At 68.1% G+C, this 25,281-nt stretch carries 25 protein-coding genes; 12 read left to right on the top strand and 13 right to left on the bottom strand.

Features of this window, described 5'->3' with window-relative positions; all coding sequences use genetic code 11:
• Nucleotides 1-136: 136 nt before the first annotated feature.
• The 6 genes from ACZ6SF_RS24200 to ACZ6SF_RS24175 all read right to left on the bottom strand — a co-directional run bounded on the left by ACZ6SF_RS24200 (nucleotide 137) and on the right by ACZ6SF_RS24175 (nucleotide 6,635).
• On the bottom strand, nucleotides 137-1,486 hold the full coding sequence (locus ACZ6SF_RS24200) for a GDSL-type esterase/lipase family protein (protein ID WP_466064710.1): 1,350 nt from the start codon (nucleotides 1,484-1,486) through the stop codon (nucleotides 137-139).
• Between the two features lie 11 nt (nucleotides 1,487-1,497).
• Entirely contained in the window at nucleotides 1,498-3,093 is a 1,596-nt protein-coding gene (locus ACZ6SF_RS24195; protein ID WP_466064708.1) for a GMC oxidoreductase, read from the bottom strand.
• A 456-nt stretch (nucleotides 3,094-3,549) separates the two neighbouring features.
• Complete coding sequence (locus tag ACZ6SF_RS24190) at nucleotides 3,550-3,963, bottom strand: nuclear transport factor 2 family protein (RefSeq protein ID WP_466064706.1); 414 nt, start codon at nucleotides 3,961-3,963, stop codon at nucleotides 3,550-3,552.
• A gap of 2 nt (nucleotides 3,964-3,965) precedes the next feature.
• Nucleotides 3,966-5,042, bottom strand: a complete 1,077-nt coding sequence (locus ACZ6SF_RS24185; RefSeq protein WP_466064704.1) for an NAD(P)H-dependent amine dehydrogenase family protein — start codon at nucleotides 5,040-5,042, stop codon at nucleotides 3,966-3,968.
• A 36-nt stretch (nucleotides 5,043-5,078) separates the two neighbouring features.
• Nucleotides 5,079-5,930: an acyl-CoA thioesterase gene (locus tag ACZ6SF_RS24180; RefSeq protein ID WP_466064702.1), complete on the bottom strand. Its 852-nt coding sequence runs from the start codon at nucleotides 5,928-5,930 to the stop codon at nucleotides 5,079-5,081.
• Between the two features lie 48 nt (nucleotides 5,931-5,978).
• Nucleotides 5,979-6,635, bottom strand: coding sequence for a TetR/AcrR family transcriptional regulator (locus tag ACZ6SF_RS24175; protein ID WP_466064701.1), 657 nt, complete (start codon nucleotides 6,633-6,635; stop codon nucleotides 5,979-5,981).
• Between the two features lie 184 nt (nucleotides 6,636-6,819).
• On the opposite strand from ACZ6SF_RS24175, the gene ACZ6SF_RS24170 reads away from it, so the two are divergent.
• From ACZ6SF_RS24170 to ACZ6SF_RS24155, 4 genes are all read left to right on the top strand, one after another.
• Nucleotides 6,820-7,818, top strand: coding sequence for an acyl-CoA dehydrogenase family protein (locus ACZ6SF_RS24170; protein ID WP_466064699.1), 999 nt, complete (start codon nucleotides 6,820-6,822; stop codon nucleotides 7,816-7,818).
• 122 nt (nucleotides 7,819-7,940) lie between these two features.
• Nucleotides 7,941-8,729 carry an enoyl-CoA hydratase gene (locus tag ACZ6SF_RS24165; protein WP_466064697.1) on the top strand — a complete coding sequence of 263 codons (789 nt, stop codon included), beginning with the start codon at nucleotides 7,941-7,943 and terminating at the stop codon, nucleotides 8,727-8,729.
• A 203-nt stretch (nucleotides 8,730-8,932) separates the two neighbouring features.
• Complete coding sequence (locus tag ACZ6SF_RS24160) at nucleotides 8,933-9,442, top strand: MTB12 C-terminal domain-containing protein (RefSeq protein WP_449999808.1); 510 nt, start codon at nucleotides 8,933-8,935, stop codon at nucleotides 9,440-9,442.
• A 305-nt stretch (nucleotides 9,443-9,747) separates the two neighbouring features.
• Nucleotides 9,748-10,290: an MTB12 C-terminal domain-containing protein gene (locus ACZ6SF_RS24155; RefSeq protein WP_466064695.1), complete on the top strand. Its 543-nt coding sequence runs from the start codon at nucleotides 9,748-9,750 to the stop codon at nucleotides 10,288-10,290.
• Nucleotides 10,291-10,409: 119 nt separating this feature from the next.
• On the opposite strand, the gene ACZ6SF_RS24150 is transcribed toward ACZ6SF_RS24155, so the two are convergent.
• From ACZ6SF_RS24150 to ACZ6SF_RS24120, 7 genes are all read right to left on the bottom strand, one after another.
• Nucleotides 10,410-11,231, bottom strand: a complete 822-nt coding sequence (locus tag ACZ6SF_RS24150) for an acyl-CoA dehydrogenase family protein (protein ID WP_466064941.1) — start codon at nucleotides 11,229-11,231, stop codon at nucleotides 10,410-10,412.
• A 50-nt stretch (nucleotides 11,232-11,281) separates the two neighbouring features.
• On the bottom strand, nucleotides 11,282-12,385 hold the full coding sequence (locus ACZ6SF_RS24145) for an acyl-CoA dehydrogenase family protein (protein WP_466064693.1): 1,104 nt from the start codon (nucleotides 12,383-12,385) through the stop codon (nucleotides 11,282-11,284).
• Nucleotides 12,386-12,531: 146 nt separating this feature from the next.
• Entirely contained in the window at nucleotides 12,532-12,948 is a 417-nt protein-coding gene (locus tag ACZ6SF_RS24140) for a nuclear transport factor 2 family protein (RefSeq protein ID WP_466064691.1), read from the bottom strand.
• Entirely contained in the window at nucleotides 12,932-14,146 is a 1,215-nt protein-coding gene (locus ACZ6SF_RS24135; RefSeq protein ID WP_466064689.1) for a metal-dependent hydrolase family protein, read from the bottom strand. Before ACZ6SF_RS24135 ends, ACZ6SF_RS24140 begins: the two co-directional genes overlap by 17 nt.
• 1 nt (nucleotide 14,147) lies before the next feature.
• On the bottom strand, nucleotides 14,148-14,483 hold the full coding sequence (locus tag ACZ6SF_RS24130; protein WP_466064687.1) for a hypothetical protein: 336 nt from the start codon (nucleotides 14,481-14,483) through the stop codon (nucleotides 14,148-14,150).
• Entirely contained in the window at nucleotides 14,473-15,735 is a 1,263-nt protein-coding gene (locus tag ACZ6SF_RS24125; protein WP_466064685.1) for an aromatic ring-hydroxylating oxygenase subunit alpha, read from the bottom strand. Before ACZ6SF_RS24125 ends, ACZ6SF_RS24130 begins: the two co-directional genes overlap by 11 nt.
• Before the next feature lie 4 nt (nucleotides 15,736-15,739).
• On the bottom strand, nucleotides 15,740-16,270 hold the full coding sequence (locus ACZ6SF_RS24120) for a carboxymuconolactone decarboxylase family protein (RefSeq protein ID WP_449999817.1): 531 nt from the start codon (nucleotides 16,268-16,270) through the stop codon (nucleotides 15,740-15,742).
• Nucleotides 16,271-16,616: 346 nt separating this feature from the next.
• Here ACZ6SF_RS24120 and ACZ6SF_RS24115 point away from each other — a divergent pair, with 346 nt between their 5' ends.
• From ACZ6SF_RS24115 to ACZ6SF_RS24080, 8 genes are all read left to right on the top strand, one after another.
• The gene (locus tag ACZ6SF_RS24115; protein WP_466064683.1) at nucleotides 16,617-17,993 is read left to right on the top strand and encodes an ABC transporter substrate-binding protein; all 1,377 of its coding nucleotides are present in this window, start codon (nucleotides 16,617-16,619) and stop codon (nucleotides 17,991-17,993) included.
• Nucleotides 17,994-17,999: 6 nt separating this feature from the next.
• The gene (locus ACZ6SF_RS24110; protein WP_466064682.1) at nucleotides 18,000-20,126 is read left to right on the top strand and encodes a branched-chain amino acid ABC transporter permease; all 2,127 of its coding nucleotides are present in this window, start codon (nucleotides 18,000-18,002) and stop codon (nucleotides 20,124-20,126) included.
• Nucleotides 20,104-20,817 carry an ABC transporter ATP-binding protein gene (locus tag ACZ6SF_RS24105; protein WP_449999604.1) on the top strand — a complete coding sequence of 238 codons (714 nt, stop codon included), beginning with the start codon at nucleotides 20,104-20,106 and terminating at the stop codon, nucleotides 20,815-20,817. The genes ACZ6SF_RS24110 and ACZ6SF_RS24105 overlap by 23 nt, the downstream gene beginning before the upstream one ends.
• Entirely contained in the window at nucleotides 20,814-21,521 is a 708-nt protein-coding gene (locus ACZ6SF_RS24100; RefSeq protein ID WP_449999602.1) for an ABC transporter ATP-binding protein, read from the top strand. The genes ACZ6SF_RS24105 and ACZ6SF_RS24100 overlap by 4 nt, the downstream gene beginning before the upstream one ends.
• Complete coding sequence (locus tag ACZ6SF_RS24095; protein WP_466064680.1) at nucleotides 21,518-21,895, top strand: hypothetical protein; 378 nt, start codon at nucleotides 21,518-21,520, stop codon at nucleotides 21,893-21,895. The genes ACZ6SF_RS24100 and ACZ6SF_RS24095 overlap by 4 nt, the downstream gene beginning before the upstream one ends.
• 193 nt (nucleotides 21,896-22,088) lie before the next feature.
• A complete protein-coding gene (locus ACZ6SF_RS24090) occupies nucleotides 22,089-23,255 on the top strand; it encodes an acyl-CoA dehydrogenase family protein (RefSeq protein WP_449999607.1) in 1,167 nt (388 codons plus the stop codon).
• The gene (locus ACZ6SF_RS24085) at nucleotides 23,255-24,022 is read left to right on the top strand and encodes an SDR family NAD(P)-dependent oxidoreductase (protein ID WP_449999598.1); all 768 of its coding nucleotides are present in this window, start codon (nucleotides 23,255-23,257) and stop codon (nucleotides 24,020-24,022) included. Before ACZ6SF_RS24090 ends, ACZ6SF_RS24085 begins: the two co-directional genes overlap by 1 nt.
• Complete coding sequence (locus ACZ6SF_RS24080) at nucleotides 24,022-25,272, top strand: CaiB/BaiF CoA transferase family protein (RefSeq protein WP_466064678.1); 1,251 nt, start codon at nucleotides 24,022-24,024, stop codon at nucleotides 25,270-25,272. Before ACZ6SF_RS24085 ends, ACZ6SF_RS24080 begins: the two co-directional genes overlap by 1 nt.
• The last annotated feature ends 9 nt before the right edge of the window (nucleotides 25,273-25,281 follow it).

Below are 25,281 nucleotides of genomic sequence, written 5' to 3'. Positions count from 1 at the left end.
CGGGGACGCGACTTCGTGCGCCGCCGGCTCGCGGGCTCGGCTCGGCCGGGCGCGAGCGAACCATCCCCACCATGATAACGATGTTACTGAGCGGCCGGAACCCGGCCCGCACGCGAGGGAGCCGGGTCCGCCGGTGTCAGCAGCCCGGGTTCCCGGCGATCATGGCGAGTTCGACGGCATCGGCCATCGCGCGATAACCCGCCGGGTTGGGGTGCAGGCGGTCCGGGCTCGACAGATCGCGCCGCAGTACCGAGGGGTTCTCCGGATCCCGCAGCGCGGCATCGAAATCCACGACACCGTCGGTGCGGCGCTGGGTGCGGATCCAGGCGTTGATCTCCTGCCGGTGCCGTTCGCTGTCCGGAGTGAGCAGGACGCCGTCGACCACGGCATCCGAGGCGGGCAGCAGGGTGCCGAGCCAGATCCTCTTCCCGGCACGGCGGGCGGCGTCGATCAGCTGTTCGTAACCGGCGATCACCTGGGCGGCGGTCGCGGGCGGCGGCAGCCCGAGATCGTTGATCCCCTCCTGTACCAGCACGCCGCTGACGCCCGCCTGGTTCAGCGCGTCGCGTTCGAACCGGGCGACCGCGCTGGGCCCGAACAGCAGCGGCTCACCCCCGGTGACCACCCGGTTGCTGCCGATTCCGGCGTTGACCACGGAGACCGGGATCCCCGCGGCATCGAGCCGGCGCTGCAGGAAATCCGGGTAGCGGCTGTCGGTATCGGAGACCGCGCGGTCGACCGGTACACCCACGGGCGTACTGCCCACGAAACCGTCGGTGATGGAATCGCCGAACGCGACCACGGTATGGGTGCCCGCGGGCGCGAGCACGTCCAGCGCGTGCACGTAGAACCACGATCCGGTCTGCGCCTCGAAACGGTCGGGTTCCGGGTGTCCGGTGAGGTTTCCGCTGCCCGGCGGCGCGTAATAGGAGGTCGCGTTGGCGTTCCAGTGCTTGGTGGGCGGGCCCGCCGGACCGCCGATATGAATACTGACGGCCAGCGGCCGCGCGGCGGTCACCGGGAACGGCAGTGGGTCGCTGACGATATCGCCGCCCGCCGGTACGGTGACCGACCGGTCATCGCCGAAGGTGACCGCGCGGATACCGGTCGCGGCCGCCCCCTCCGTCTGTTCGCCCACGGTGACCTCGGCGAAGGTGACCGGGCCCTGCCCGAACCGGTTCGTCAGATGCAGCCGGACCCGGGTTCCGCCGATATGCGGTGTGACGACCATGCGGAAGGTCTGATCGTCGACGGCGAGCGGCACCGGAGTGCCGGCGGCGTCCACCGGGGTCAGGGAGTCGGTCGGGCTCGCCGTCCACGACGCGACGAAACGGTCGCCGCCGCAGCCGGGATCGCCGGGTTGTGCTCCGGCGGTACCGGTCAGCACGGTCGCCGCCACCACGGCCGCGGTCACCGCCGCGCCCAGGGCTGCCGGAGCGGCCGTCGACCGGCGGCCGGGGGAGCCGGAATCCTCGGTTATCGGCATCGAGTCACCTTTCAGATGAGGCTGTCGATATCGCGGGCCACGATATTGTCGAGCGCGCGTTCGGCCACGGCGGCGATGGTCATCGACGGATTGCAGGCCGCGGTGTTACCGGGCATGAGAGCGCCGTCGAGGACGTAGAGGCCGGGCTGGCCGTGGACGCGGCCGTCGAGATCGCAGACCGGACCCATACTCGCACCGCCGAGCGGATGCCAGGTGGAAGGAAACAGGGCGTTGGTGTCGAGCAGTATGCCGTCGGGTCCGGCGATCCTGCGCACGGTGGGGTCGATGTGGTTGTTCTGGATACCGCTGTCACCGTCGGCGGGCCAGTGCAGGACGGCGTCGTCGCGGGCGGCGTCGTAGGTGAAGGTGCCCCGGCCGGTGCTGACGCCGTAGCCGACCATGATGGTGCTGCGCGGGTCCAGCGACAGCGGTGGGATGGATGCCTGGATGACAGTGAAGGCGGAACGCGGATCGTCCCAGTTCTTGCTGCCGTAGACGACCGGGCCGCCCTGGGGCGCGCCGAATTCGGCGGACGGGTCGGTCCACACGTAGATCCGGTCGGCGTTGGTGCCCCAGCCGCCGCCCAGACCGTCGGGCAGATCGCGGATGAGGTCCTTGGCGGCGGCGCGGACCAGCAGCCGGGTCGTATTGAGGCTTCCGGCGGCCATGATCAGCGCGGTGGTGGTCAGGATCTTGTGCTCGACCACGGCGCCGGTGGTGTCGAGCCGCCGGACGTGCACGATCCAGCGGCCGTCGGGCGCCCGTTCGACATCGGTGACCTCGTGCAGGGTTTCCACCCGGACCCGTCCGGTGGCCTCGGCGGCGGCGATATAGGTGACGTCGACGGTATGTTTCCCGCCGTTGTTGACACCCATGGCCCCGTCGCCGTTGGTGTAGGAGGGCTTCATCTCGCCGCGCAGCTCGGCCAGGGCGTAGTCCCAGTCGATGGGCATCGGGATCTTCGATACGGGCAGACCCGCGGCGCGGGCGCGATCGGCGAACAGCCGGGCCACCCGGTAGTTGTCGGACGCGATCAGTTCGTCGGGAGCCTCGGCCAGGCCGAGCATCTTCGCCACGCGCGGGTAGTGCACCCGGTCCATCAGCGCCCAGTCCAGTTCCTGCGGGAAATGGGTGTTGAACACCGCTTCGGTGGGTTGTAGCGACATGCCCTGGTAGACGAGGGATCCGCCGCCGAGACCGGCCGCGCACAACGCGGTCATATTGGTGCCCTGCACGGCCTCGACCAGGCCGGTGTAGGGCTCGAACAGCATGGGCTGGCCGAAGAGGTTGGGGCTGGAGCGGCACCACAGCAGCCGCTTGTCCGGCGCCGTCGCGCGCGGGAAGGTCTCGGAATCGGGTCCGGTGGGCCAGCGCAGCCCCCGTTCGAGCACGGTGACCGGCACCCCGGCCTGCGCCAGCCGCAGCGCGCTCACCCCGCCGCCGAACCCGGACCCGATCACGACGACGCGATGCTCTTCCCGGGTGAGCGGAACGCTACCGCCCTGCGGCGCGGCCTGGGCCCGGGCGTGCGGAAGCCGGGTGCCGGCGAGGGCGGCGCCGCCGACGGTGAGACCGGTCAGCAGGGACCGGCGCGAAAGGTGGGGCATCAGTGGAACTTTCGGGTGTCGGGTATCGGCGAGCAGTGCGCGTGCCGGAGGCCGGGAATCGGGATGCTGGGTACCCCGTGACCGGTCGGCCGCCGGATCGGCGGGGACGCCGGATTCCGGCGCTCGGAGACCCGCCGAGGTGTGGCGGAATGTCGGCGACGTCTGTGAGGTGTACGACATCGCTCGTAGAACGTAGCGAGTGCCACAGACGGCGGCGGTATCCGGGTTACTGGCGTCGGTGGACGTGCGGAGTTCTGCGGTGAACGGTCGATCGGGCGCGGTGAACGGCTCCGGCGAGTCGTTTTCGCCTGTGGCACCTATATTTCCGGCCCGGATTTGTGACATCACACAGACGCGTCGACCGGAGATCCCGGTGAATCTACGATGCGCCGACCCGCGGGTACGCGGAAGCCCGCCCGGGTGTCGTACCGGGCGGGCTACCGTCGCAGCGGACGGTCAGGAACCGTCGGCGGGCCGGAAGTCCATATGCAGCCGGGTCAGCCGGGACGAGCGGATGAGCCAGTGCCCGCCGGTCTTCACATAGGTCTCGTGGTAGTGGCCGAAACCGTGTAGCCGGCTTCCGTCCGGCCAGATGAGCCGGTCCTCCATGGCCCAGATGCCGGTGGCCTCGGTTTCGGAGGTCACCTCGAGTTCCGGCGTATGACCGTGGTGCACGGTGATCACCGCGCCGATCCGCTCGGTGAGGAAGGCCAGGAAGGCGTCGGCGCCGGTGATGACCTCCCCGCCCGAACCGGAGACATCGATGACGACGTCATCGTGGAACACCCGGCGGAAACCGTCCCAGTCCTTGGTGTCCATGGTGCGGAAGTAGCGCCCTTTCAGGCTGCGCAGCGCCTCGTGGTCGTTCATGGTCATCCCAGGGTCGCGGTGATCGGCGGCAGATCCAGCACCGTGCGGATACCCGGCGGCGCCGCGCAGACGTGGCGGACGGCGTTCACGGCGCGGTTGGCGGTGTAGGCGGGGGAATGCTCGGCCATCCGGTCGAGCGGGAACGGGAAGACCATATCGATCTCCAGTGGCGCATCGCCCTCGACCGAGATGTGCCAGCCCGTGGGACGGATGTCCCAGCCGGTCTCGGCATCCGCGCCGCAGTGCCAGACGGCCTGGAAACGCACCACGTCCCGGTCCTGCCGGACGCCGGTGATCGTGATGCGCTGGGCCGCCACGGTTCCCGCGGGAATGGTGCCCGCCGCGATCTCGAAGGTATGCCCGGCGGTGGCCACTTCGCCGGTCGCGGTGACCTCGTCGAGTGGCAGCCCGATCCCGTCGGCGAGCAGGCGCAGCGACGGCCCGAAGCTGTTGCGCAGATGGTCGAGCCGCCACTGGGCGAAATCGGCCGGTGGACTGCCGAATCCCATGATGTCGAAAAGGATCGCGGGCGAATCGCGGCGGGACAGGTCGGCGTACTCGGAGATGGTGAGCAGATCCAGGCGCCGCTGGATCGACGACAGGACCAGGGGAACGGCCTCGGTGATGAAACCGGGGCTGCTGCCGGTGCTGTGGATCGAGGTGCCGCCGCCGGCGCAGGCCGCCTCCACCCGGGCCCGGACCTCGGGGTCCATACTGCCCGGATGGTGGAACAGGCCGCAGGTGGTGACGATATTCGTACCGGCCGCCAGGATCCGGCAGATCTCGTCGATATCGGGGGTCTGCGGCATGTACAGCACGCAATCCGGCGGATCACGCAGGATTTCGCCGATATCGCCGGTGGCCCGGATACCGGTCGGGCTGTCCAGACCGCACAGTTCGGCGGCGTCGCGACCGTGTTTGTCCGGGCTGTGCGAATACAGACCCGCCAGGGTGAGTTCCGGATGTGTGGTGATCGCGCGCAGGGCCCGGGCGCCGATGGTGCCGGTCGCCCACTGCGCCACCCGGAGACCCGCGGCGGAGTCCAGGGCGGTGGGGGAGGTCAGGGGATTCGGGTCCATCGGGCTCTCTGTCCGTAGTGCGGGGACCGGGGCGGGTCAGGGGCGGAAGCGCAGCAGGGCTTCCTGGGCGAACGACGCCACGAGGGTGCCGTCGGCGGTGAGCACGTCGCCGCGTCCGAAGGCGCGGCCGTGGGCCATGACCAGGCCCTCGTGCCGCAGCAACAGCCAATCGTCGCTGCGGAAGGGCCGATGGAACCAGAGGGTGTGCGAGGTGGTGGCCGAGGTGAACTCGGTACCGTTGCCGCTGTGATCGAACCCCTCCACCGGGCGCAGCACCGTGCCGATTACGTTCAGGTCCGTGGCGTAGGCGACCAGGCCGGGCGCCAGTTCCTCGCCGACCTGCGGGGTGCGCATCCACAGGTCGTATTCGGCGGGGCCGGCGGCCTTGTCGTTCAGATCGGTGAGTGACCGTGTCTCCCAGGGGATCAGGCCGATCTCGATCTGCCGGTCGGCGCCGGGTACCGCCGGTACCGGGGCGATCTCCTGGTTCTCGCGGCCGTCCTCCATCGCCGTCATGGACACCAGCGCGGTCGCGATCACATCGCCCTTCTGGCGCGCGACGATGGTCAGGGTGGCGAACGAGCGGCCGCGGTGCTGCGGCTGCACCACGTAGTAGACCGGGGCGTCGCTCTTACCCTCGCGCGCGAAGATCACGTGGATCGATTTGACGGTCTTGTCCGGGCACGCGAAAACCGCGGCGCGCAGGAACTGCGCCAGCAGCTGGCCACCGAAGAGCCGGTGATACTCCAGCTGCTGATTGGGGCCCTCGAACACCGAGAGGGTGGCCTGCGGGTCCGGCTCCGGGACGTCGTCGTCACCGGTATGCGGCGTGGACGGGCGCAGGCGGAGGTCCATGCAGGAGAGTAGATCGGTCCAGAGATCAGGCATACAGCGAGTGTAAACCTGTATCTCTGATTTGGAGAACGCTATTCTCCCCTATTTCTGCCGGCTGAATCCGCGCGCGCAGAACTCCCAGATCTCCTCGGCCGAGATCGGGTAGGCCGTCTCGTCGTCGATCCCGCCGTTGGACTGGGCCGTGAACATGACCGTCTGCATGACCATGGCCGCCATCCGCCGCGGATTGAGTTCCGCGCGCAGCAGTCCGGCCTCGTCGGCGTCGATCATCAGCTCCGTGAACAGCGTGACCAGCGGCGCGTGCGCCACCTTCACCTGTGCCGGGTGGCTCACCAGCAGTTGCGGCGCGAAATCGGTGAACAGCGGGCGCTGGGCGGTGGGGTCCGGGCGGCACAGTTCGTACAGCAGTTCCACGGCGAGCTGCAGCCGGTCCAGCGCATTGTCCTTACCCGCCACGGCGGCCCGGATCTGGTCCGCGGTGCGGCTCAGGGCATCCTCGAACAAGGCCAGCAGAAGTTCGTGCTTACCGTCGAACTGCAGGTAGAAGCTGCGCAAGGACTGCTTCGACCGATCCACGACCTCCTGGACCGTGAAATCGGTGGTGCCCTTCTCGGTGATGATCGCCTGGGCGGCATCGAGGAAGCGCTGCACTCGCTGTTCGGCGCGTAATTTGGCAGTGCGAATGGAGCGCTCGACGGCGCGCTGCTTCCAGGCCGGTTCTTCGCTCGGACTGGTCACCGGCCCGCCCGTCCGATCGCATCGATCCCATCTGTGGAGAACATGAGTGCACTGTACCGGAGAACGTCCCATGTCTGGGCAGGCACGTGGCGTGTTCGCACCCTTGAGGAGACTATTAATTTCATCTCAAGAGAATGCTATTCTCCTGAACGTAACGCAACCCCGCCAACAGGAGGCAGCCCGGATGCTCTTCGAGTTCGATGCCGATCAACGGCTGCTGCGCGATACGGTCCGGGAAGTCACGGCCAAGGAGTGCCCGCCGTCGGTCATCCGGGAGATCGTGGACGCCGGTGCGGACTCCGGCCGGCTCTGGAAGACCTACGTCGAACTCGGCTGGACCGAACTCCTCGAACCGGAGGCCACCGTCGAACTCGGAATCGTGCTGGAGGGGCTGGGCCGGGCCACCGATCCGACGCCCTATCTCGCCACGATGACCCAGTACGCGCCGCTGGCCGGGGATTCCACCACCGCCGACGGTACCGGCGCCGCGATCTTCGAGGGCGTCACCGCCACCCGCGACGGTGACGGATGGCTGCTCAACGGTACGGCCCGCCAGGTTCTCGACGGCGACCGCTGCGATCGCCTCGCCGTGGTCACCGAGGCCGGTGTGTTCCTGGTGCCCGCGCACGCGGTGAGTACCCGCCGGGCGGCGGTTTTCGATCCGGTCCTGCATATCGCCGACGTCACCTTCGACGCGGTGCGGGTCACCGACTCCGATCGCGGCACCGGCGATCCGGTGCGCGCCCGTCAACTCGCCCTGACCGGTTTGGCGCTCACCACGGTGGGCGCCTGCCAGCGGGTGCTGGATCTCGTCCTGGACCATGTGCGCACCCGGCGGCAGTTCGATACTCCGATCGGCGCCTTCCAGGCGGTGCAGCACAAGACCACCGATATGCATATCGCCATCGAACGCGCGCGGGCGCTGGGATACTTCGCGGCACTGTGCCTGGCGGAGAACGACTCCCGCCGCACCCTGGCCGCGGCGATGGCCAAGGCCGCCGCGGGCGAATGCCAGTCCCTGGTGTTCCGGCACGGTGTCCAGTTGTTCGGGGCCATGGGATTCACCTGGGAGAACGACCTGCAGTTCGCGATCAAACGGGCCAAGGCCGGCGAACTGCTGTTCGGCGGCGCCGCCGTGCATCGCGCCGTGGTGGCCGCCGAACACCGTGCGTCCCGGCGGTGACCGGCGACATCATGGGATCGCGCCCGCCTCTCCGCCGGAGCCACCGGCGCCGGGCGGCGCAGTAAACGGAATACGAGCATCGGGGCCCGCCCCGGTGCGTCCCGGAACCGAGGAGCACTGTTTTGTCGTATATCGACTACACGGTCGCCGACAAGATCGCGACGATCACCCTGAATCGGCCCGAGGCGGCCAATGCGCAGAATTCCGCGCTACTGGACGAATTGGATGCCGCCTGGACCCGGGCCGCGACCGATGACGAGGTCGTGGTGATCGTCCTGAACGCGGCCGGAAAACATTTCTCGGCCGGCCACGATCTGAAGGACGACAGCTGGCCGAAGCCGGAGAAGATCACGCTCGACTGGATCTATCAGACCGAGAGCCGACGGTATCTGGAATACACCCTGCGGTGGCGCAATGTGCCGAAACCGTCCATCGCCGCGGTGCAGGGCCGCTGTATCGCGGGCGGCCTGATGCTGTGCTGGCCGTGCGATCTGATCATCGCCGCGGATAACGCGCTGTTCTCCGATCCGGTCGCGATGATGGGTATCGGCGGGGTCGAGTACCACGGTCACACCTGGGAACTCGGCCATCGCAAGGCCAAGGAGATCCTGTTCACCGGGCGTGCGGTCACCGCCGCCGAGGCCGAACAGGCGGGCATGGTCAATACCGTGGTGCCCCTCGAGGAACTGCCCGCCAAAACCGCGGAACTGGCCGCGCAGATCGCGAAGATGCCGCCGTTCGGGCTGCGGCAGGCGAAACGGGCGGTCAACCAGACGCTCGACGTCCAGGGGTTCTATGCCGCGATCCAGTCGGTTTTCGATATCCATTCGACCGGTCACGGAAATGCCCTGAGCGTGAGTGGATATCCGATCCTGGTGGATCTGGAACAGATGAAGACGAACATCAAGTAGATGTCCATCGGGGGATCGTCCCGTTCGCCGCGGTGACGATCCCCCGATATCGAAGAGAATATCGATGCCGAGCAGGAAACCGGCGATCAGGGATTCTTTCTGACACGGGCAGCGTAACCGAATTACGACCGCCCGGGACCCTGTTTCTGAATTTCCCGGATGGACAATTCGGTGACGAAGTGCCCATCGGAAAGGTTTCCGTCATGCGCTCCAGCAGAACGCGGCGTACCGCCGCTCTCATCGGCCTGATGGCCCTCACCGCCACCGCCGTCATCGGTTGCGGCGATTCCGAGGACGACGCCGCGGCGGCGACCTCGGCCCCGGCCGCCACCACGTCGGCGGCCCCGGCCACCGCGTCCGCGGAGACCGAAAAGGCCATCACCGACGCCTATGTCACCTTCTTCGACGGCAAAGCCCCGCCCGCGACCCGGGCCGGGCTGGTCGAGAAGGGCGACGCCTTCAAGCCCTTCCTGGAGGGAATGGCCTCCGATCCCCGCGCCTCCGGTACCAGCGTGACCGTCTCGGCCGTCCAGCTCGTCGACGACAAGACCGCCGATGTCACCTACACCCTGCTGCTGGGTGGTAATCCCGTGCTGCCGGACCAGTCCGGGCAGGCGCTCAAGGAGGGCGATACCTGGAAGGTCGCGGCCATGACCTTCTGTGCGCTGCTGGCGGTTCAGGGCAGCGGCCAAGCGGTTCCCGCGTGTAGCTGACACCCGTCCGGGTGTCCGTACCCCGCCGCCTCCTCGGGGGTGGGGATTCTCGACCCTCCGTGGAGCGGGTGTTCCGCGGAGGGGGTCCGGCCGGTGGCCGGATGTGTCGTATCGGTTGCGCAGTATCGATATGCCATCCGGCCGCCGGCGGTCCGGTTTCGCGTGCCCGGATATTTACCGGATATCCATCCGCTCAAAGCCTCGAATCCGCCTATACCCCAGGGGGTCCCGGGCTAAACTCCGCTGCGCCCGTGGAAACGCCGTTTCCCGGGCGGCGTATCACCACTCTCCAGAAAGACAGATCGATGTCACGAAGACGCCGGGTGGCCCGAACCGCCGCGGCCTGCGGGGTCGCCCTCTCCTTGAGCGCGATCACCGGTTGCGGCAATTTCTTCGGTCCCGACAACTGCTACGTACTACCGACGACCGAAGTGCCGAAGGAGGTGGCGGCCGCGGCGCCGGAGGGTCCCGGCGCCGGTGTCGCCGTGTCGGATTCGCCGGCCGCGGCCGCGGCGGCCATCAACGGTGTCTACGACACCTTCTTCGCACCCGCCACCCCGACCGCGGACCGGATAGCTCTGGTCGAACGGGGCGAGGATTTCGAGACCGAGATCGGCGGGATGGTCAACCACATCCGCACCGCGCTCACCACCGTGCAGATCTCCGATGTGAAACTGCTCGATTCCAGCAGCGCGGAACTACGATTCACCCTGAACATCTCCGGAAATCCGGTGGTGAGCAATCAGCTCGGTCACGCGGTCCGGGAAGCGGACGGGTGGAAGATCGCGGCCACCACGATGTGCGGACTGGTCGCGATCTCCGGGGGGACCTCCCAGGCGTGCGCCTGATCACCCGGGTCTGAGACCCGGAGCCCGGTGGCCGGAATGTCGTACCGACGTCGTTGTGCCGGGCGGCCCGTCGATCCCCACCCTGGTGCGCCGCCGGGGCGGAGCGGATCGGTATGTGGTCACAGCTGGGCGAGGCGGGGTGCGTAACCGAGATTGCGCAGCATCGCGCCCGCCTCACGGGTGAGTTCCCGCGCGCTGCCCAGTAATCCGTCCAATACCAGCACCCGCTTGTAGTGCCGGTGGAATTCGTGTTCGGCGGTGAAGCCGATACCGCCGAGAACCTGCTGGCAGTGCCGCGCGGTGAGCAGTGCCGCCCGCCCGGCCGCGGCCTTGGCGAGCAGCGCCGCGAGCGCGTCGGACTCTTCCGGATTCGAGCGCTGGGTATCCGGATGCGCCGGGTGGTGCGCGTCGTCCGGGGTGAGCCCGAGAGCGGCCTCGGCGCCCTCGATGGCGACCAGCGTCTCCGCGAGACGGTGGCGGATCGCCTGGAACCCGGCGACCGGCCTGCCGAACTGCTGCCGCTCCAGCGCATGGGTGCGGGCCAGGGTGAGCATGGCCCGCGACGATCCGGTCAGCCACCAGCCGATGGCCCGCCGCGCGGGCGTCAGGAGCGGACCGGTCGCGGCGAAGGGGGATCCGGCGGCACCGCCGAGCCGCACCAGCGGCAGATCGGGGTCCAGCAGATCGTCTCCGGCAACCGCTTCCGCGCGCCAGCGCACCAGGCTCCCGCCGGTGAAGGGCAGGGCGGGGGCCTCCCCGAACGGCCGGCCGGCCGCATACGCGACCACATCGTTGACGAGCGGGGCATGGGCGCCCGTTTCGCCGAGCAGCCGGAAGACCAGTGGGACGGCGATATCCGCGGTCTCCGCGCCGGTCAGCAGGTCGTGCCAGCCGAGTTCGCACAGCGCGGGATAGAGCCCGCCGCCGGGCGGCGCGGTCATGGTCTTGCGCAGCGTATCGGTGAGCAGGGTCAGTTCGGCGGCATCCACCCTTATTCCTTCCCCAGATCCAGCAGGCGGCGAGCGATGATATTGCGCTGGATCTCGGCGGTACCGCCGTAGATCGTGGCCGCCCGGGAATACAGGAATTCCGAACGCCATGCGGTGTCGTCGAGTTCTATCTCCCCGGGCAGCAGGTCCCGGGCGGTATCGAACAGTTGCTGTTCGGCGGTGGCCAGCAGCACCTTGTCGATCGATGTGTCGGGCCCCAGCGCGGCGCCGCCGGCCAGGCGCCGCTGGGTCTCCCGGGAACGGCAGCGCACCGTGTGCAGGGCCAGATACGCGGCCCCGAGGTCGGCGTCGTCGCCGTCGGCGGTCTGATCCAGCACCCGGTCGAGCCGGGTGAACAGATGGGCGATGCGGTGCCAGAAACAGGTGGAGCGCTCATAGGGCAGCAGATCCATGGCCACCCGCCAGCCGTCGCCCGGATCGCCGAGCATCCGGTCGGCGCCGACCACCACATCGTCGAAGTACACCTCGGCGAATTCGTCCACTCCGTGCATGGTCCGCAGCGGGCGGACGGTGATACCCGGGGTGTCCATATCGACGAAGAACGCGGTGATCCCGTCGTGGCCGGGCCCGGTCCGGGTGAGCAGGACGCAGCGGGACGCGAACTGCGCGAGGCTGGTCCACACCTTCTGCCCGTTGATCACCCAGTCCGTACCGCGCGGTTCGGCTCTGGTCCGCAGCGACGCGAGATCGGACCCGGAACCGGGTTCGGAGAACCCCTGACACCACTGTTCCGAACCGTCGAGCAGCCGCGGCACCATCTCCGCGGCCAGCTCCGGGCGCGCGAAGGAGATCATCGTCGGCGCCAGGACCTCGATCATGGAATAGATCCCGGGTTCGGCGAGGTCGCGGGTGGCGACCTCCTCACCCAGCACGGCTCGCAACAGTGGTGCGCCGCCCAGACCGCCGACGGACTCCGGCCAGCCGTAGCGCATCCAGCCGGCGTCGTAGAGGGCGCGGCGGACCCGCGCCAGTTGCGCCACCTGGGCGTCGAATCCGTCCTCCGGCCCGGGGGAGAGGTCGTGCTCGTCCAGCCAGCTACGCAATCGCGACCGGAATCCCTCGATCTCCGGGCCCGACCCGCTCATGCTGTGTTCGTGGGGTATGAGCGGCGGCCCTGCGTGGTGACGCTCCGCTTCCGCCTCCGGGCCCGACCCGCTCATGCTGTGTTCGTGGGGTATGAGCGGCGGCCCTGCGTGGTGACGCTCCGCTTCCGCCTCCGGGCCTGAGCCGCTCATACCGTGGGCCGCTCGAATGCGTGCGGGATCCCGGAGTCGTGTTCGCCGCTGCGCCGGATGAACGTCATGGCGCGGGTCCGCAGCCGCCAGCCCCGCTCGGTGCGCAGATAGGTATCGCTGTAGTAGCCGATCCGCATATCGTGGCTGGAATGCTCGACGAAGCACAGCGGCTGGGTGCCGGTGCCGGTATCGCCGTCCAGTTCGAGCAACGGTGTCCCGGTGAGGAACAGGCCTTTCGGCGCGGCGTCGACGAGTTCGGGGAACACATCCAGGGTGTAGGTGTCGCCGAACGCGCTGTAGGTGCCGTCCGGAGTGAAGACGCCGATCAGCCCGTCGATATCACCCTTGGTGATGGTGACCGCGTAGCGCGCCAGCAACTGCTGGATCTCGATGATGTCATCGGTTGCCGCCATAGACCTTTCCGCCTTTCATCACGAACCGCACCTGCTGGGTGACGGTGATATCGGCCAGCGGATCGCCGGGAACGCCGATAACGTCCGCCAGCAGTCCTTCGGCCAGCCGGCCCCGGTCCTCGACCTGGATGAGCTCGGCCGCGGTGACCGTCGCGGCGCGGAGCACGGTGAGCGGATCGAGTCCGCGTTCGACGAGGGCCACCAGTTCGTCGGCGTTGCGGCCGTGCGGTATCGCGGGCGCGTCGGTGCCGACCGCGATCTTGACGCCCGCGTCGTAGGCGGCCTTCACCGAGGTCCGCGCACGGGGGAACATCTCGGCCGCTTTGGCCTGGAGTTCCGGGGCAGCCTTGGAGACATCCATCGCATCGGCCAGTCGAGTGGTAGGCACCAGATAGGTGCCCGCGCGAACCAGTGCCTCGATGGCCTCGTCGTCCATCAGGAATCCGTGCTCGATACAGTCGATCCCGGCCGCGACCGCGTTCTTGACCGCGTCCGCCCCGTGGGTGTGGGCGGCCACCCGCAGCCCGCGGCGATGCGCCTCGTCGACGATCGCGCACAGTTCCTCGGTCGAATAGTGCTGGGCGCCGGGCGCGCCGGTCAGCGACATCACGCCGCCGGATACGCAGACCTTGATGAGCTGGGCGCCGTGTTTGATCTGGTACCGCACCGCTTTGCGGACCTCGTCGACGCCGTTGGCGATTCCCTCCTCGAGGGTCAGCTTCAGCACATCGGGGGCGAACGCCGAGAACATCGTGGGGTCCAGATGTCCACCGGTCGGGGTGATGGCGTGACCGGCGGGCACGATCCGGGGCCCGTCGATCCAGCCCGCGTCGATCGCCTTGCCCAGCGCGACATCCAGCAGATAGCCGCCGGTTTTCACGAACAGGCCCAGATTTCGCACGGTGGTGAACCCGGCGCGCAGTGTGCGCCGGGCATTACCGACCGCCCGCATCATGCGCAGCGGGGGATCGTCCTGCACCGAGGAGCTGAGGCCGGTTTCGCCCCGCCCGCCCATCAGCAGGTTGACCTCCATGTCCATGAGACCGGGCAGCAGGACGAGGTCACCGAGATCGATGACCTCCCCCTCCGCCTCACCCCCGACACCGACGATTCTGTCGCCGTCGACACGGAGGATGCCGGGACGGATGATCTCGCCGGTGTCCACGTCGAGCAGGCCGGCGGCTCGTAGGGTAAGCACGTCAGACCACCGGCTCCCGCACGATGTCCAGGTAGGCCGCGCCGCTGTCGGGCACCCGGGGCTGTTTCCACACCTCCACCGGGAACGAGGCCATCACCAGCGACTGCATCAGATGGAACAGATTGCGGGCGTCGTCGGGCAGATCGTCGAGATCGAACCGGTCGCAGTAGGCGATGGCGTCCTCGAGGCGGGCCATCCCCGCGTCGTAGAACTCCTGCATCTCCGGCATGCTGGAGGCCAGCCGCTTGGCGTACCGCTCGGGCTCGGTGGGCAGGATCCAGTCCTCGAACTTCGCGAGATCGGCGAATTCGGCCGGCAGTTTCGACTCAGTTGCCATTGCGGTATTCCTCGACTTTCTTCTGGGCGGTCTTGTGCAGGTGGCGCAGCAGGATCTCCTGGTCGTTGAGCGGGAAATCGGTGACCGTACGGGTGGCGATCATGGTCTGGGTGGCCTCGAGGGTGTTGGCGTCCTGCAACGCGTATTCCTTGAAGGTCACCCCGGCCAGCTCCTGCGCCAGGCGCTCGCGGGCCGTCTTCGCCGGCACGAAGTAGAGATTGGCCTCGAAGATGTGCTTGTTCACCGCGGTCGGCCAGTAGTGGTAGGTGAGGTACCAGCCCGGCGCCCAGAACAGCAGCGACATATTGGGCCAGATCTCGAATTCGTCCACGCCCCAGGCCTTGTGGCCGGCGGGATTGATACCCACGGGCAGCGGATCCAGGCCCTCGATATCGGGCCGGTCCCACGGGCCGAACAGACCGCTGCGCAGGATGCGCTCGATCGGCTTGACCATGTTCAGGTCCTTGGGCGGGGCCATACCGCCCCACGACGAGATCATCGAATGCGGCGCCTGGATGTCGTAGTGCAGCGCCTCGTAGCCGTAGCCGGCGAGTTTGTCGGCCTCGTCCTTGACCGCCTGCTTCATATGCAGGATCGGGGCGTGGTAGAACTCGGCGAACGCGTCGATGAACAGCTTCCAGTTACTGCCGACCTCGGCCTTGTAACTGAACACCTCGGTCATCTCGTGGAACGGATAACCCTCGAGTCCCTTGATCATCGGGCCCAGGAAGGTGGTCAGCGGTTCGGCGTCGGGGTCGAGGTTGACGAAGATGAACCCCTCCCACACCTCGCAGCGCACATCCTTGAGCCCGTAGTCGGCCTTGTCCAGGCCGAAGAACTCCTTCTCCTGCTGGACGAAGGTCAGCTCGCCCTCGAGGCTGTAGCGCCAGGCGTGGTACTTGCAGGTGAACTGCTTGCAGAAGCCCGAGGTCTCCTCGTTGGGGAAATCGTCCCAGACCAGCTTGTTACCGCGATGCCGGCAGACGTTGTGGTAGGCGTGGATCTCGTTGTCGTTGCCGCGGACGATGATCAGCGACGTCCCGGCCGAGGTGAGTTCCTTGGTGAAGTAGCTGCCCTTGCGCGGCAGCCGTTCCACCCGGCCGACATTGAGCCAGGTCCGCTTGAAGATGGCCTCGCGCTCGTCCTCGTAGAACTGCGGATCGATGGAATCGCTGTAGTCGACCGGTTCGGTGCCCAGGTCCGGGTAATGCTCGGTCCAGCTACCCGCTGCCGGTTTGTTGAAGTGTGCCAAGGGATTACCTCTCGTACTCGGATCGGACGCCGAAGGTGTTGAAGGCTGCGGCGAGCGTGTTGTAGGTGCCGATGGTGAAGATCAGATCCATCCGCTGGTGTTCGTCGAGTTCTGCGCACAACGCGTCCCAGGTCGCGTCGGTCAGATTCGATTTCTCGTCGAGTTCGTCGACCGCGCGCAGGACGAGGCGGTCGAGCCCGGCCTCCGCCTCACCGCGGCGGACCGCCTCGATCTCCTGTTCCGTGATGCCCTCCGCGAGTGCGGCTTCCCGGTGGTGGTTCCACTCGTAGACGCAGTCGCGCAGATGAGCGACCCGCAGGATGGCGAGTTCGCGCAGCCGTGCCGGCAGCGAGGACTGGAACAGCAGGTGGACGTTCAGGGTGAGAAACGCCTTGGTCAGCGCGGGATGCCGGACCAGTGTCGACAGGGCGTTGCTCGCCGACTCCGGATTGCGCAGCCGGCGCGGCAGCATCACCCGGAGCGCGCTGTCGACCTCCTCGTCCCACCGGTCCGCGGGTAGCGGCGGTATCCGCATCGCGCCTCCTCTCGATGAGAATGATATTCTCGCTTTCGGATAACAGATTTCCACGGGATGGCCGGATAGTCAACGCGACGTATTTCCGGCCAGGTCGCAGGCCCCTGCGGGGTCGCGGCGACAACGCGGCTCGTCCGGCGCGAACACAGTCCTCCGGAGGCTGGGGTACCCGAAAAACAGGATATTGATTCTCGATAAGTGAGAAGCTAGTTTTCATTCACCGAGAGCTGCGGATACGACCCGGTCGGCCGGGAAGGCTCGATGCGGAGCTCGGTGTCCGGGCGGGCCGCTGTCCCGCCTGATCACGATCGGCTGGCCGATGGGGCCCAGCGCAGAAAGGACCGTCGTGAGACCGAAGCGAACAGCCGCCGCAGCACTGCTGGCCGTTGCTCTGCTCGCCACCGCAGGATGCGGAGGCCGCACCGGCAGCGAAGTCGAGTCGTCGTCCTCGGACGACACCGTGGTCGCCGATTTCGGCGATCTGAGCGGGGTCTGCCAGGGCGGTGACGCCTCCGGCTCACCGACCCAGGGCGTCACCGACAAAGAGATCACCATCGGCGTCTTCTCCGATGTCGGCTACTCCAAGAACCCCGAATTCGTGGATGCCGCGAAGGTGTTCACCTCCTGGTGCAATGCCGCGGGCGGAATCAACGGGCGCACCGTCACCACCCAGATCCACGATTCCAAGGTGATGGCGGTCCGCCAGAAGATGGTGGAGGCCTGCCGTACCGATTTCGCTCTCGTGGGCGGCGGCGCCGGCCTCGACGGTCTCGGTACCAAGGAGCGGCTGGAATGCACGCTGCCCGATATCCCGGCGCAGGTCTCCCAGCAGCCGAACCTCGGCACCGACCTGCAGGTGATCCCCTCCCCGAGCACCTACGCCCACTACGACCCCTACAACGCCTTCCGGCAGTGGCTGACCAAGGAGGCCTACCCGCAGTCGGCCGGCGCGGTCGGCATCATCAACGGCGACTCCCCGGTCACCAAGGTCCTCGGTGACAAGGCGGTCGAATCGCTGAAGGCGATGGGCGCGAACGTCATCTACAACCAGCTGTATCCGGTGGGCGGCGTCACCGACTGGACGCCCTACGCGCAGGCCATCAAGAACAGCGGGGTCCGCGGTCTGATCTGGTACGGCGAAGATGCGCCGCTGGCCAAACTCGAGGAGAAACTGACCTCGATGGACTACAAACTGGACTGGATCGACCCGAACAACAACGCCTTCCGGCCCGATTACGTAGACTTGCTGGGCCCGTCCGCGACCTATCAGAACAACCTGGTGGATCTCGGCGGTGTGACACCGCCGCAGCAGGCCGACAAGTCCCCGTCCATGCAGCAGTTGCAGGATCTGTACAAGAAGTACGCCCCGGACGCCGTGATGACGCTGCCCGCGGTGCGCGCCTTCTCGGCCTGGCTGCTGTTCGCGAAATCGGCGAGCGCCTGCGGATCCGAACTCACCCGCACCTGCCTGATCGAGACGGCGAAGAAGGAAACCGAATGGACCGGCGGCGGGCTGCACAGCCCGAACGATCTGTCCGATTCCGACGCGCCGCCGACCTGCTTCAACGTCATGCAGGCCACCGCGGACGGCTGGAAACCGGCGGATTTCGGCGCCAACAACGGCCTGGTGCGCTGCGGGACCCCGCCCTACCGGTACACCGGCAACTACGGGGAGCCGATGACGCTCGCCGATGTCGGTAAGACCATGGCGGACGTCAAGTAACCGATCATGGATCAATTCCTCGCCTTCGGGATCGTCGGGCTGAGCACCGCCGCCGTCTACGCCGTGATCGGCAGCGGCCTGGTGCTCACCCATACGACCACCGGAATCTTCAATTTCGCGCACGGCGCCGCCGGGATGATGGCTGCCTTCTCCTACTGGCAGCTCACCGCCGGCTGGGGTGTCCCGGTACCGATAGCCCTCGCCGTGGTGCTGCTGGTGCTGGCCCCGCTGTCCGGTCTGCTCGTCGAACGAGCGCTGCGGGCCGTGCAGGGTCTCGGCGACGCCGAGAAACTGGTGATGACGGTCGCGTTGCTCAGTGGTCTCATCGCCCTCGCACGCTGGATCTGGGATCCGATGGAAGCCCGGACTCTGCCCACCTTCTTCGCCGAGGTGGAGCCGATCCGGCTCGGCTCGGCGACCGTTACCTGGCATCAGCTGCTGACCATGCTGGTGGCGGTCGCGGTGGCGGTGGGATTGCGAGTGCTGCTGTTCAACACCCGCACCGGCGCGGAGATGCGGGCGACGGTCGACGACCGGGCACTGGCCGGACTCACCGGCGCCGACCCGGTCCGGGCCAACCGGGTCGCCTGGATCCTCGGTATCGAACTCGCCGCCATCGGTGGCATCCTCATCGCCCCGACGGTCTCGCTGGATGCCTCCACGCTGTCACTGCTGATCGTCAGCGCGTACACCGCCGCCATCTTCGGGCGGTTGCGCAGCCTGCCGATGACCTTCCTCGGGGCGGTCGTGATCGGCCTGATGGAAAGCTATCTGACCGGGTATCTTCCGCAGAACGAGTACCTGCCGGGGCTGCGGCTGGCCGCGCCCGCGTTGTTGCTGCTGCTGGCACTGCTGCTGTTCCCGCACGGCCGGTTGCGGGGCCGGGACCGCAAACTCAGCCCGGTGCCCACGCCTTCCCGCGGCGGCGCGGTGTTCTTCGCCGGGGTGATCGTGCTACTCGGACTCATGGTCGCGACCACACTCGGCGAAGGGGATCTGATCGCCTACGGGCCGATGTTCGCCTTCGGTGTGATCGCGCTGTCGTTCGTGCCGCTGTCGGGATACGCGGGGCAGATCTCGCTGGCCCAGCTGACCATGGCCGGGATCGGCGCGGTGGCCTACGCGCATCTGGCGCCGGACGGGCAGTGGTGGGGCCTGATAGGCGCCGTGCTGATCGCCGCGATCGCGGGCGCGCTGGTCGCGGTGCCGGCGCTGCGGTTGTCGGGCGTGTATCTGGCGCTGGGTACCGCGGCGTTCGCGGTGATCATGGACCGCTGGATCTTCAACCTGCCCGCCTTCGAGGTGGCCGGGGTGCGGATCTCGTTCTTCGACCAGGGCTCGGTGGAGGTCGCCGGACTGAATCTGTTCGGGCTGCACCTCGATACCGTCGAGCGGGTCACGATCTTCGCGGCGGTCTGCCTCGCGGTCGCCACCCTCGGTGTCGCGGTACTACGGCGCGGGCGGTTCGGCCGCCGGCTCATCGCCCTGCGCGACAGTGAGGCCGCCTACGCCACCCTCGGCGGGAATCTGCTGCTGGCCAAGGTCGCGGTGTTCGCGCTGAGCGCCGGTCTGGCCGGGCTGGGCGGCGCCCTGTTCGGTATGCAGATGGGGTCGGTGACCCCGGAACAGTTCAATTTCGTGGCCGGGATGCCGATCTTCCTGGTCGCGGTGTTCGCCGGACTCGGCGCGCTCGGCAACGGCCTGTTCGTCGGCGTGGCCCTCTACGGCCCGCTGCTGGCGGTCCCGGTGCTGTTCCCCTCGACCGAGAACCTGATCCATGTGATCCCGGCGCTGGCCGGTATCGCGTTCGGCGGCGGTGTGGTGAGCCACGGCGCGGTGGCCCGGATGCGGGAGGGCTTCGAGGCCGCGATCCGCAACCGGTTCGCGCTGGCCGCGATGATCGGTATCCCGGTGGCGCTGTGGCTGCTGCGGCTGGCCGGTGCCGTCGACGGCTGGATCCTGTTCTGGGGTTCGGTGCTCGGCGTCTTCGCGGTGCGGATCTGGGCGAACAACCGGGAACAGCGGGCGGCCGCGGGCGAGCCGGATGTACCGGTCGAATGGTGGGGCGTGAAACGCCCGTGGCGGACCGGGGACAAGGAGGTGCTCGACGATGCCATCGCTGCTGCACGTTAGCGATATCACGGTCACCTTCGGTGGCCGCCGGGCGCTCGACGGCGCCGGCCTGCGGGCCGAGGCCGGGCAGGTCACCGGACTGATCGGCCCGAACGGGGCCGGTAAGAGCACGCTGTTCGACGTGATCTGCGGATTGCGCCGGCCCGCGGCGGGCCGGATCCACCTGGACGGCAAGGACATCACCCGTGCCGCGCCCGCGCGGCGGGCCCGCCACGGTATGGCCCGGACGTTCCAGCGGCTCGAACTCTTCGGCCGGCTGTCGGTGCGGGACAACCTGCTCGTGGCCGCCGAACTCGGCCCGCACCGGCGGCACGCCAAACAGATCGCCGACGAGATCATCGACCGCCTCGAACTGGGTTCGCGCGCCGACGATCTCGCCGACGCCCTGCCCACCGGTCTGGCCCGGCTGGTGGAGGTCGGCCGGGCGCTCGCCGTCCGGCCGACCCTGCTGCTGCTCGACGAACCCGCCGCCGGCCAGGACAGTACGGAAACCGACAGGTTCGCCGATCTGCTCCGCTCGGTGGCCGCCGACGGCACCGCGGTGGTGCTGGTGGAACACGATATGGGTCTGGTGATGAGCGTCTGCGATCACATGTACGTCCTGGATCTGGGCTCGGTGATCGCCGAGGGGCCACCGGAGGTGATCCGCGCCGACGAACAGGTGCTGGCCGCGTATCTGGGGGCCGCATGACCACCATGCTGGAACTGCGCGGGATCCGCGCGGCGTACGGGGCGATCACCGTCCTGCACGGTGTCGACCTGAGCGTGCGGGCCGGTGAGGTGGTGGCGCTGCTCGGGCCCAACGGCGCGGGAAAGACCACCACCCTCTCCGTCGCCGCCGGAGTGCATCCGGTGTCGGAGGGGGAGTTGCGGCTCGGCGGCCGTCCGGTCAACGGCGTCGATCCCCGGGATCTGGCGCGCGCCGGCGTCTGCCTGATCCCCGAAGGACGCGGGGTGTTCCCGAATCTGACGGTCCGCGACAACCTGCTGATGATGACCTTCACCGGGCGGCCGCGGGAACAGATCGAGGAGATCGCCTTCTCCCGGTTCCCGATCCTGGCGCAGCGGGCCGATCAGACCGCCGGCACGCTGTCCGGCGGTGAACAGCAGATGCTGGCCCTGGCGCGCGGGCTGGCCACCGACCCCGCGGTGCTGATGCTCGACGAATTGTCCATGGGCCTGGCGCCACTGGTGGTGGGCCGGCTCTACGAGCAGGTCGCCGAGATCGCCCGGCAGGGCGTCGCGGTGCTGATCGTCGAGCAGTTCGCCGCCGCGGTACTGGATATCGCCGACTCGGCGGCCGTACTGGTCCGCGGCCGGGTCGAGTATCAGGGCCCGCCCGACGCGGGGCTCCGCAACGAATTGGCCACCCTCTATCTAGGAAGTTCATCATGACCGAATCCACCCGTGCGGACCGTTTCGTCCAAGAACTCGCGGAGTTGAAGATCCCCGATCCCGCCGCCGGGCGCGGTGCGCTGTGGCTGCGGCTCGGCGTCGCGCTGCTGGTGCTCGGACCGGTGGTGACGCTGCTGGCCTATCTCATGTCGCACAACACCTCCGACGCGCTGGTGCAGCGCGACGCGCTCACCATCGCCCTGGCCGGGGTGGCGTTGAGCGTGGTGGGCGCGGCGCTGTTCCTGCGTTACTCGCTGACCGGCGTGCTGCGCTACTGGATGGCCCGGCAGTCCTACGATCTGGCCCAGCTGGCCGGCCGGCTGCCCACCGCCACCACCGAGCAGTACGGGGAGGTCGGCGCCACGCAGCGATGACAGGTGTACGGGCACCTCGGGTGAACAGCGTGGTCACCGCGGTGCACCGGAGTCACCCGAGGCGGTCGGCGCAGACCACCGCGGGTGAACCGGCGGGGTCGCGATGCGGCCCTGCCGGGTGCGCCGTGCCATCACGGCGCACCCGGCAGCGGCGGGTGACCTATGACGAGAGGGAGTTGATGTGTCCGACGGTATGAGTTTCGAACTGAGCGAGGATCAGCGGCTGATCCGGGACGCGGTGGCCGAACTGGCCGCCAAATTCGACGATCAGTACTGGATGGAGAAAGACCGGGAACACGAATTCCCCACGGAGTTCTATCGCGCCATCGCCGACGGCGGCTGGCTGGGCCTGTGTATTCCGGAGGAGTACGGCGGGCACGGTCTCGGGATCACCGAGGCGTCCATCCTGGCCGAACAGGTGTCGCGCTCCGGCGGCGGGATGAACGCCGCCAGCTCGATCCATATGTCCATCTTCGGGATGCAACCGGTGATCGTGCACGGTTCCGAAGAGCTGAAACAGCGAACCCTGCCCCGGGTCGCGCAGGGTGACCTGCACGTCTGCTTCGGCGTCACCGAACCCGGATCGGGTCTGGACACCAGCCGCATCACCACCTTCGCCCGCCGCGACGGCGACCACTATGTGGTCAACGGACGCAAGGTGTGGATCTCCAAGGCGCTGGAGTCCGAGAAGATCCTGCTGCTGACCCGTACCCAGAAGTACGAGGACGTCGAGAAGAAGACCAGCGGTATGACGCTGTTCCTCACCGATATCGACCGCGATCACATCGATATCCGCCCGATCCCGAAGATGGGCCGCAACGCGGTCTCCTCCAACGAGGTGTTCATCGACGATCTGCGGATACCGGTGGAAGACCGGGTCGGGGAGGAGGGCCGCGGTTTCGAATATCTGCTCGACGGCCTGAATCCCGAGCGGATGCTGATCGCGGCCGAAGCGCTGGGCCTGGGCCGGGTCGCACTCGACCGCGCGGTCCGGTACGCCAACGAACGCGTGGTCTTCGGGCGCCCGATCGGCAAGAACCAGGGGATCCAGTTCCCGCTCGCCGATTCGCTGGCCCGCCTGGACGCGGCCGAACTGGTGCTGCGTAAAGCGACCTGGTTGTACGACCAGGGCAAACCCTGTGGCCGGGAGGCCAACACCGCCAAATATCTGTGCGCGGAGGCCGGTTTCGAGGCCGCCGACCGGGCGATGCAGACGCACGGTGGGATGGGGTACTCGGAGGAATATCACGTCTCCCGGTACTTCCGGGAGTCGCGCGTGATGCGGATCGCGCCGATCAGTCAGGAAATGATCCTCAACTATCTGGGGTCGCATGTGTTGAAGATGCCGAGGAGTTACTGATGGCAGCGAAGAACGGACTATTCGATCTGACGGGGCGTACGGCGCTGGTCACCGGCGCCGCGGGCGGTATCGGTTCGGCTGTGGCCCGGGCCTTGGCCGCGCAGGGGGCGGCCGTACTGGTCACCGATCTCGACGGTGACGCCGCCACGGCGGTCGCCGAGAAGATCACCGCCGACGGCGGGACGGCACGGGCCTGCGCCCTGAACGTCGCCGATCCCGAGTCGGCGGTCGAGGCCGCCCGGCAGGGCGCCGAACTGGGCGGCGGGACGCTGAACGTCGTGGTCAACAATGCCGGGATCACCGCCCCGTCGATGTTCCCGAAGACCACCCCGGAATCCATGCGCAAGATCTTCGACGTGCATGTGCTGGGCACCTTCAACTGCAGCCAGGCGGCGCTGCCGTACCTGCCGTCCGACGGCACCGGCCGCATCATCAACGTGACCTCGTCCGCGGGCCTGACCGGCACCCTGGGCCAGGTGAACTATTCCGCCGCCAAGGCCGGGATCATCGGAATCACCAAATCGCTGGCCCGCGAACTGGCCCGGAAGAACATCCTGGTGAACGCACTCGCCCCGCTGGCCGCGACCTCGATGACCGAAACCATCCGCACCGACGAGAAATTCGCCGAGCAGATGATCAACCGTATCCCGCTGCGCCGCTGGGCCGAACCCGACGAGGTGGCCGGCGCGTTCGTCTTCCTCGCCTCCGATGCCGCGTCCTTCGTCACCGGGCAGGTACTGCCCGTCGACGGCGGCATGGTGATGTGATGACCTCCTCCGGCCCACTGGCCGGGGTGCTGGTGGTGGCGCTGGAACAGGCGGTGTCCGCGCCCATGTGCACCCGTACCCTGGCCGATTTCGGCGCCCGGGTGATCAAGGTCGAGAATCCGGCCGGTGGTGATTTCGCCCGCCACTACGACGATGTGGTGGCGGGGCAGGCCGCGCATTTCGTCTGGGTCAACCGGGGCAAGGAATCGGTGACACTGGACCTGAAATCCGAGCGGGGCCTGGCGGTTCTGCACGATCTGCTGGCCCGCGCCGATGTACTGGTATCGAATCTGGCACCGGGCGCCACCGCGCGGCTGGGGCTCTCCCCGGCGGATCTGGCGCAGCGGCATCCCCATCTGATCGCACTGGAGATCGACGGATTCGGCGCGGGCGGCCCGCTCTCGCACAAACGCGCCTACGACCTGCTCGTCCAGGCGGAATCCGGGGTGTGCTCGGTGACCGGGCGGCCCGGCGAACCCGCCAAACCCGGTCCGGCGGTCGCCGATGTGACCACCGGTCTGTATGCGGCGCTGTCGATCGTGGCGACCCTGTGCGGGCGGCAGCGCGCGGGTGGCGAGCCGGACTCCGCGGCCGTTACGGGTTCGTCGATCAGTATCAGCCTGTTCGACACCATGGCCGAGATGATGGGCTACCACCTGAACTACACCAAGCACTCCGGCGTCGAACAGCAACCGCTGGGAATGAGTTCACCGGCGGTCGCTCCCTACGGCGCGTACGCGACCGGGGACGGCCAGACCGTCGTACTCGGCACCACCAACGACCGGGAGTGGCAGCGGCTGGCCCGGGAGATCCTGGGCCGCACCGACCTGGCCGAGGACCCGCGGTTCCGGACCAACTCCGATCGGGTGCGCAACCGCCCCCTGCTCGACGAGGCCATCGGTTCCTGGTGTGCACGTCATACTCTGGCGGAGGTGCAGAAGGCGGCCGACGACGCCGGGATCGGCAACTCCCGGTACAACACCGCCGCGGAGGTACTCGACCATCCGCAGCTGGCGGCCCGCGACCGGTGGCGCGATATCGACAGTCCCGGCGGCCGGGTGCCCGCGCTGCTGCCACCGGCGGTGATCGGCGGTTTCGATCCGCCGATGGGTGCGGTGCCGGGGCTGGGCGAACATACCGACGCGATCCTGCGCGAATTCGGGCGGGACGCGGCGGAGATCGCCGAGTTGCGTGCGGAATCGGTGATCGGGCCCGCCTACGACGGCACGGCGAACGGCTCGCCCTCGTGAGCGGGGGCC

The sequence above is a fragment of the Nocardia sp. NPDC049935 genome, assembly GCF_055586645.1.
Note: the sequence above shows the minus strand (reverse complement) of the source record. Positions and strands in the feature narration are given on the sequence as shown.

Bases quoted from the DNA above. Each gene is read 5' to 3' on its own strand.
- ACZ6SF_RS24200 (WP_466064710.1), bottom strand. From the start codon at position 1,486: ATGCCGATAACCGAGGATTCCGGCTCCCCCGGCCGCCGGTCGACGGCC.
- ACZ6SF_RS24195 (WP_466064708.1), bottom strand. From the start codon at position 3,093: ATGCCCCACCTTTCGCGCCGGTCCCTGCTGACCGGTCTCACCGTCGGC.
- ACZ6SF_RS24190 (WP_466064706.1), bottom strand. From the start codon at position 3,963: ATGAACGACCACGAGGCGCTGCGCAGCCTGAAAGGGCGCTACTTCCGC.
- ACZ6SF_RS24185 (WP_466064704.1), bottom strand. From the start codon at position 5,042: ATGGACCCGAATCCCCTGACCTCCCCCACCGCCCTGGACTCCGCCGCG.
- ACZ6SF_RS24180 (WP_466064702.1), bottom strand. From the start codon at position 5,930: ATGCCTGATCTCTGGACCGATCTACTCTCCTGCATGGACCTCCGCCTG.
- ACZ6SF_RS24170 (WP_466064699.1), top strand. From the start codon at position 6,820: ATGCTCTTCGAGTTCGATGCCGATCAACGGCTGCTGCGCGATACGGTC.
- ACZ6SF_RS24160 (WP_449999808.1), top strand. From the start codon at position 8,933: ATGCGCTCCAGCAGAACGCGGCGTACCGCCGCTCTCATCGGCCTGATG.
- ACZ6SF_RS24155 (WP_466064695.1), top strand. From the start codon at position 9,748: ATGTCACGAAGACGCCGGGTGGCCCGAACCGCCGCGGCCTGCGGGGTC.
- ACZ6SF_RS24150 (WP_466064941.1), bottom strand. From the start codon at position 11,231: ATGACCGCGCCGCCCGGCGGCGGGCTCTATCCCGCGCTGTGCGAACTC.
- ACZ6SF_RS24145 (WP_466064693.1), bottom strand. From the start codon at position 12,385: ATGAGCGGGTCGGGCCCGGAGATCGAGGGATTCCGGTCGCGATTGCGT.
- ACZ6SF_RS24140 (WP_466064691.1), bottom strand. From the start codon at position 12,948: ATGGCGGCAACCGATGACATCATCGAGATCCAGCAGTTGCTGGCGCGC.
- ACZ6SF_RS24130 (WP_466064687.1), bottom strand. From the start codon at position 14,483: ATGGCAACTGAGTCGAAACTGCCGGCCGAATTCGCCGATCTCGCGAAG.
- ACZ6SF_RS24120 (WP_449999817.1), bottom strand. From the start codon at position 16,270: ATGCGGATACCGCCGCTACCCGCGGACCGGTGGGACGAGGAGGTCGAC.
- ACZ6SF_RS24110 (WP_466064682.1), top strand. From the start codon at position 18,000: ATGGATCAATTCCTCGCCTTCGGGATCGTCGGGCTGAGCACCGCCGCC.
- ACZ6SF_RS24105 (WP_449999604.1), top strand. From the start codon at position 20,104: ATGCCATCGCTGCTGCACGTTAGCGATATCACGGTCACCTTCGGTGGC.
- ACZ6SF_RS24100 (WP_449999602.1), top strand. From the start codon at position 20,814: ATGACCACCATGCTGGAACTGCGCGGGATCCGCGCGGCGTACGGGGCG.
- ACZ6SF_RS24095 (WP_466064680.1), top strand. From the start codon at position 21,518: ATGACCGAATCCACCCGTGCGGACCGTTTCGTCCAAGAACTCGCGGAG.
- ACZ6SF_RS24090 (WP_449999607.1), top strand. From the start codon at position 22,089: ATGAGTTTCGAACTGAGCGAGGATCAGCGGCTGATCCGGGACGCGGTG.
- ACZ6SF_RS24085 (WP_449999598.1), top strand. From the start codon at position 23,255: ATGGCAGCGAAGAACGGACTATTCGATCTGACGGGGCGTACGGCGCTG.
- ACZ6SF_RS24080 (WP_466064678.1), top strand. From the start codon at position 24,022: ATGACCTCCTCCGGCCCACTGGCCGGGGTGCTGGTGGTGGCGCTGGAA.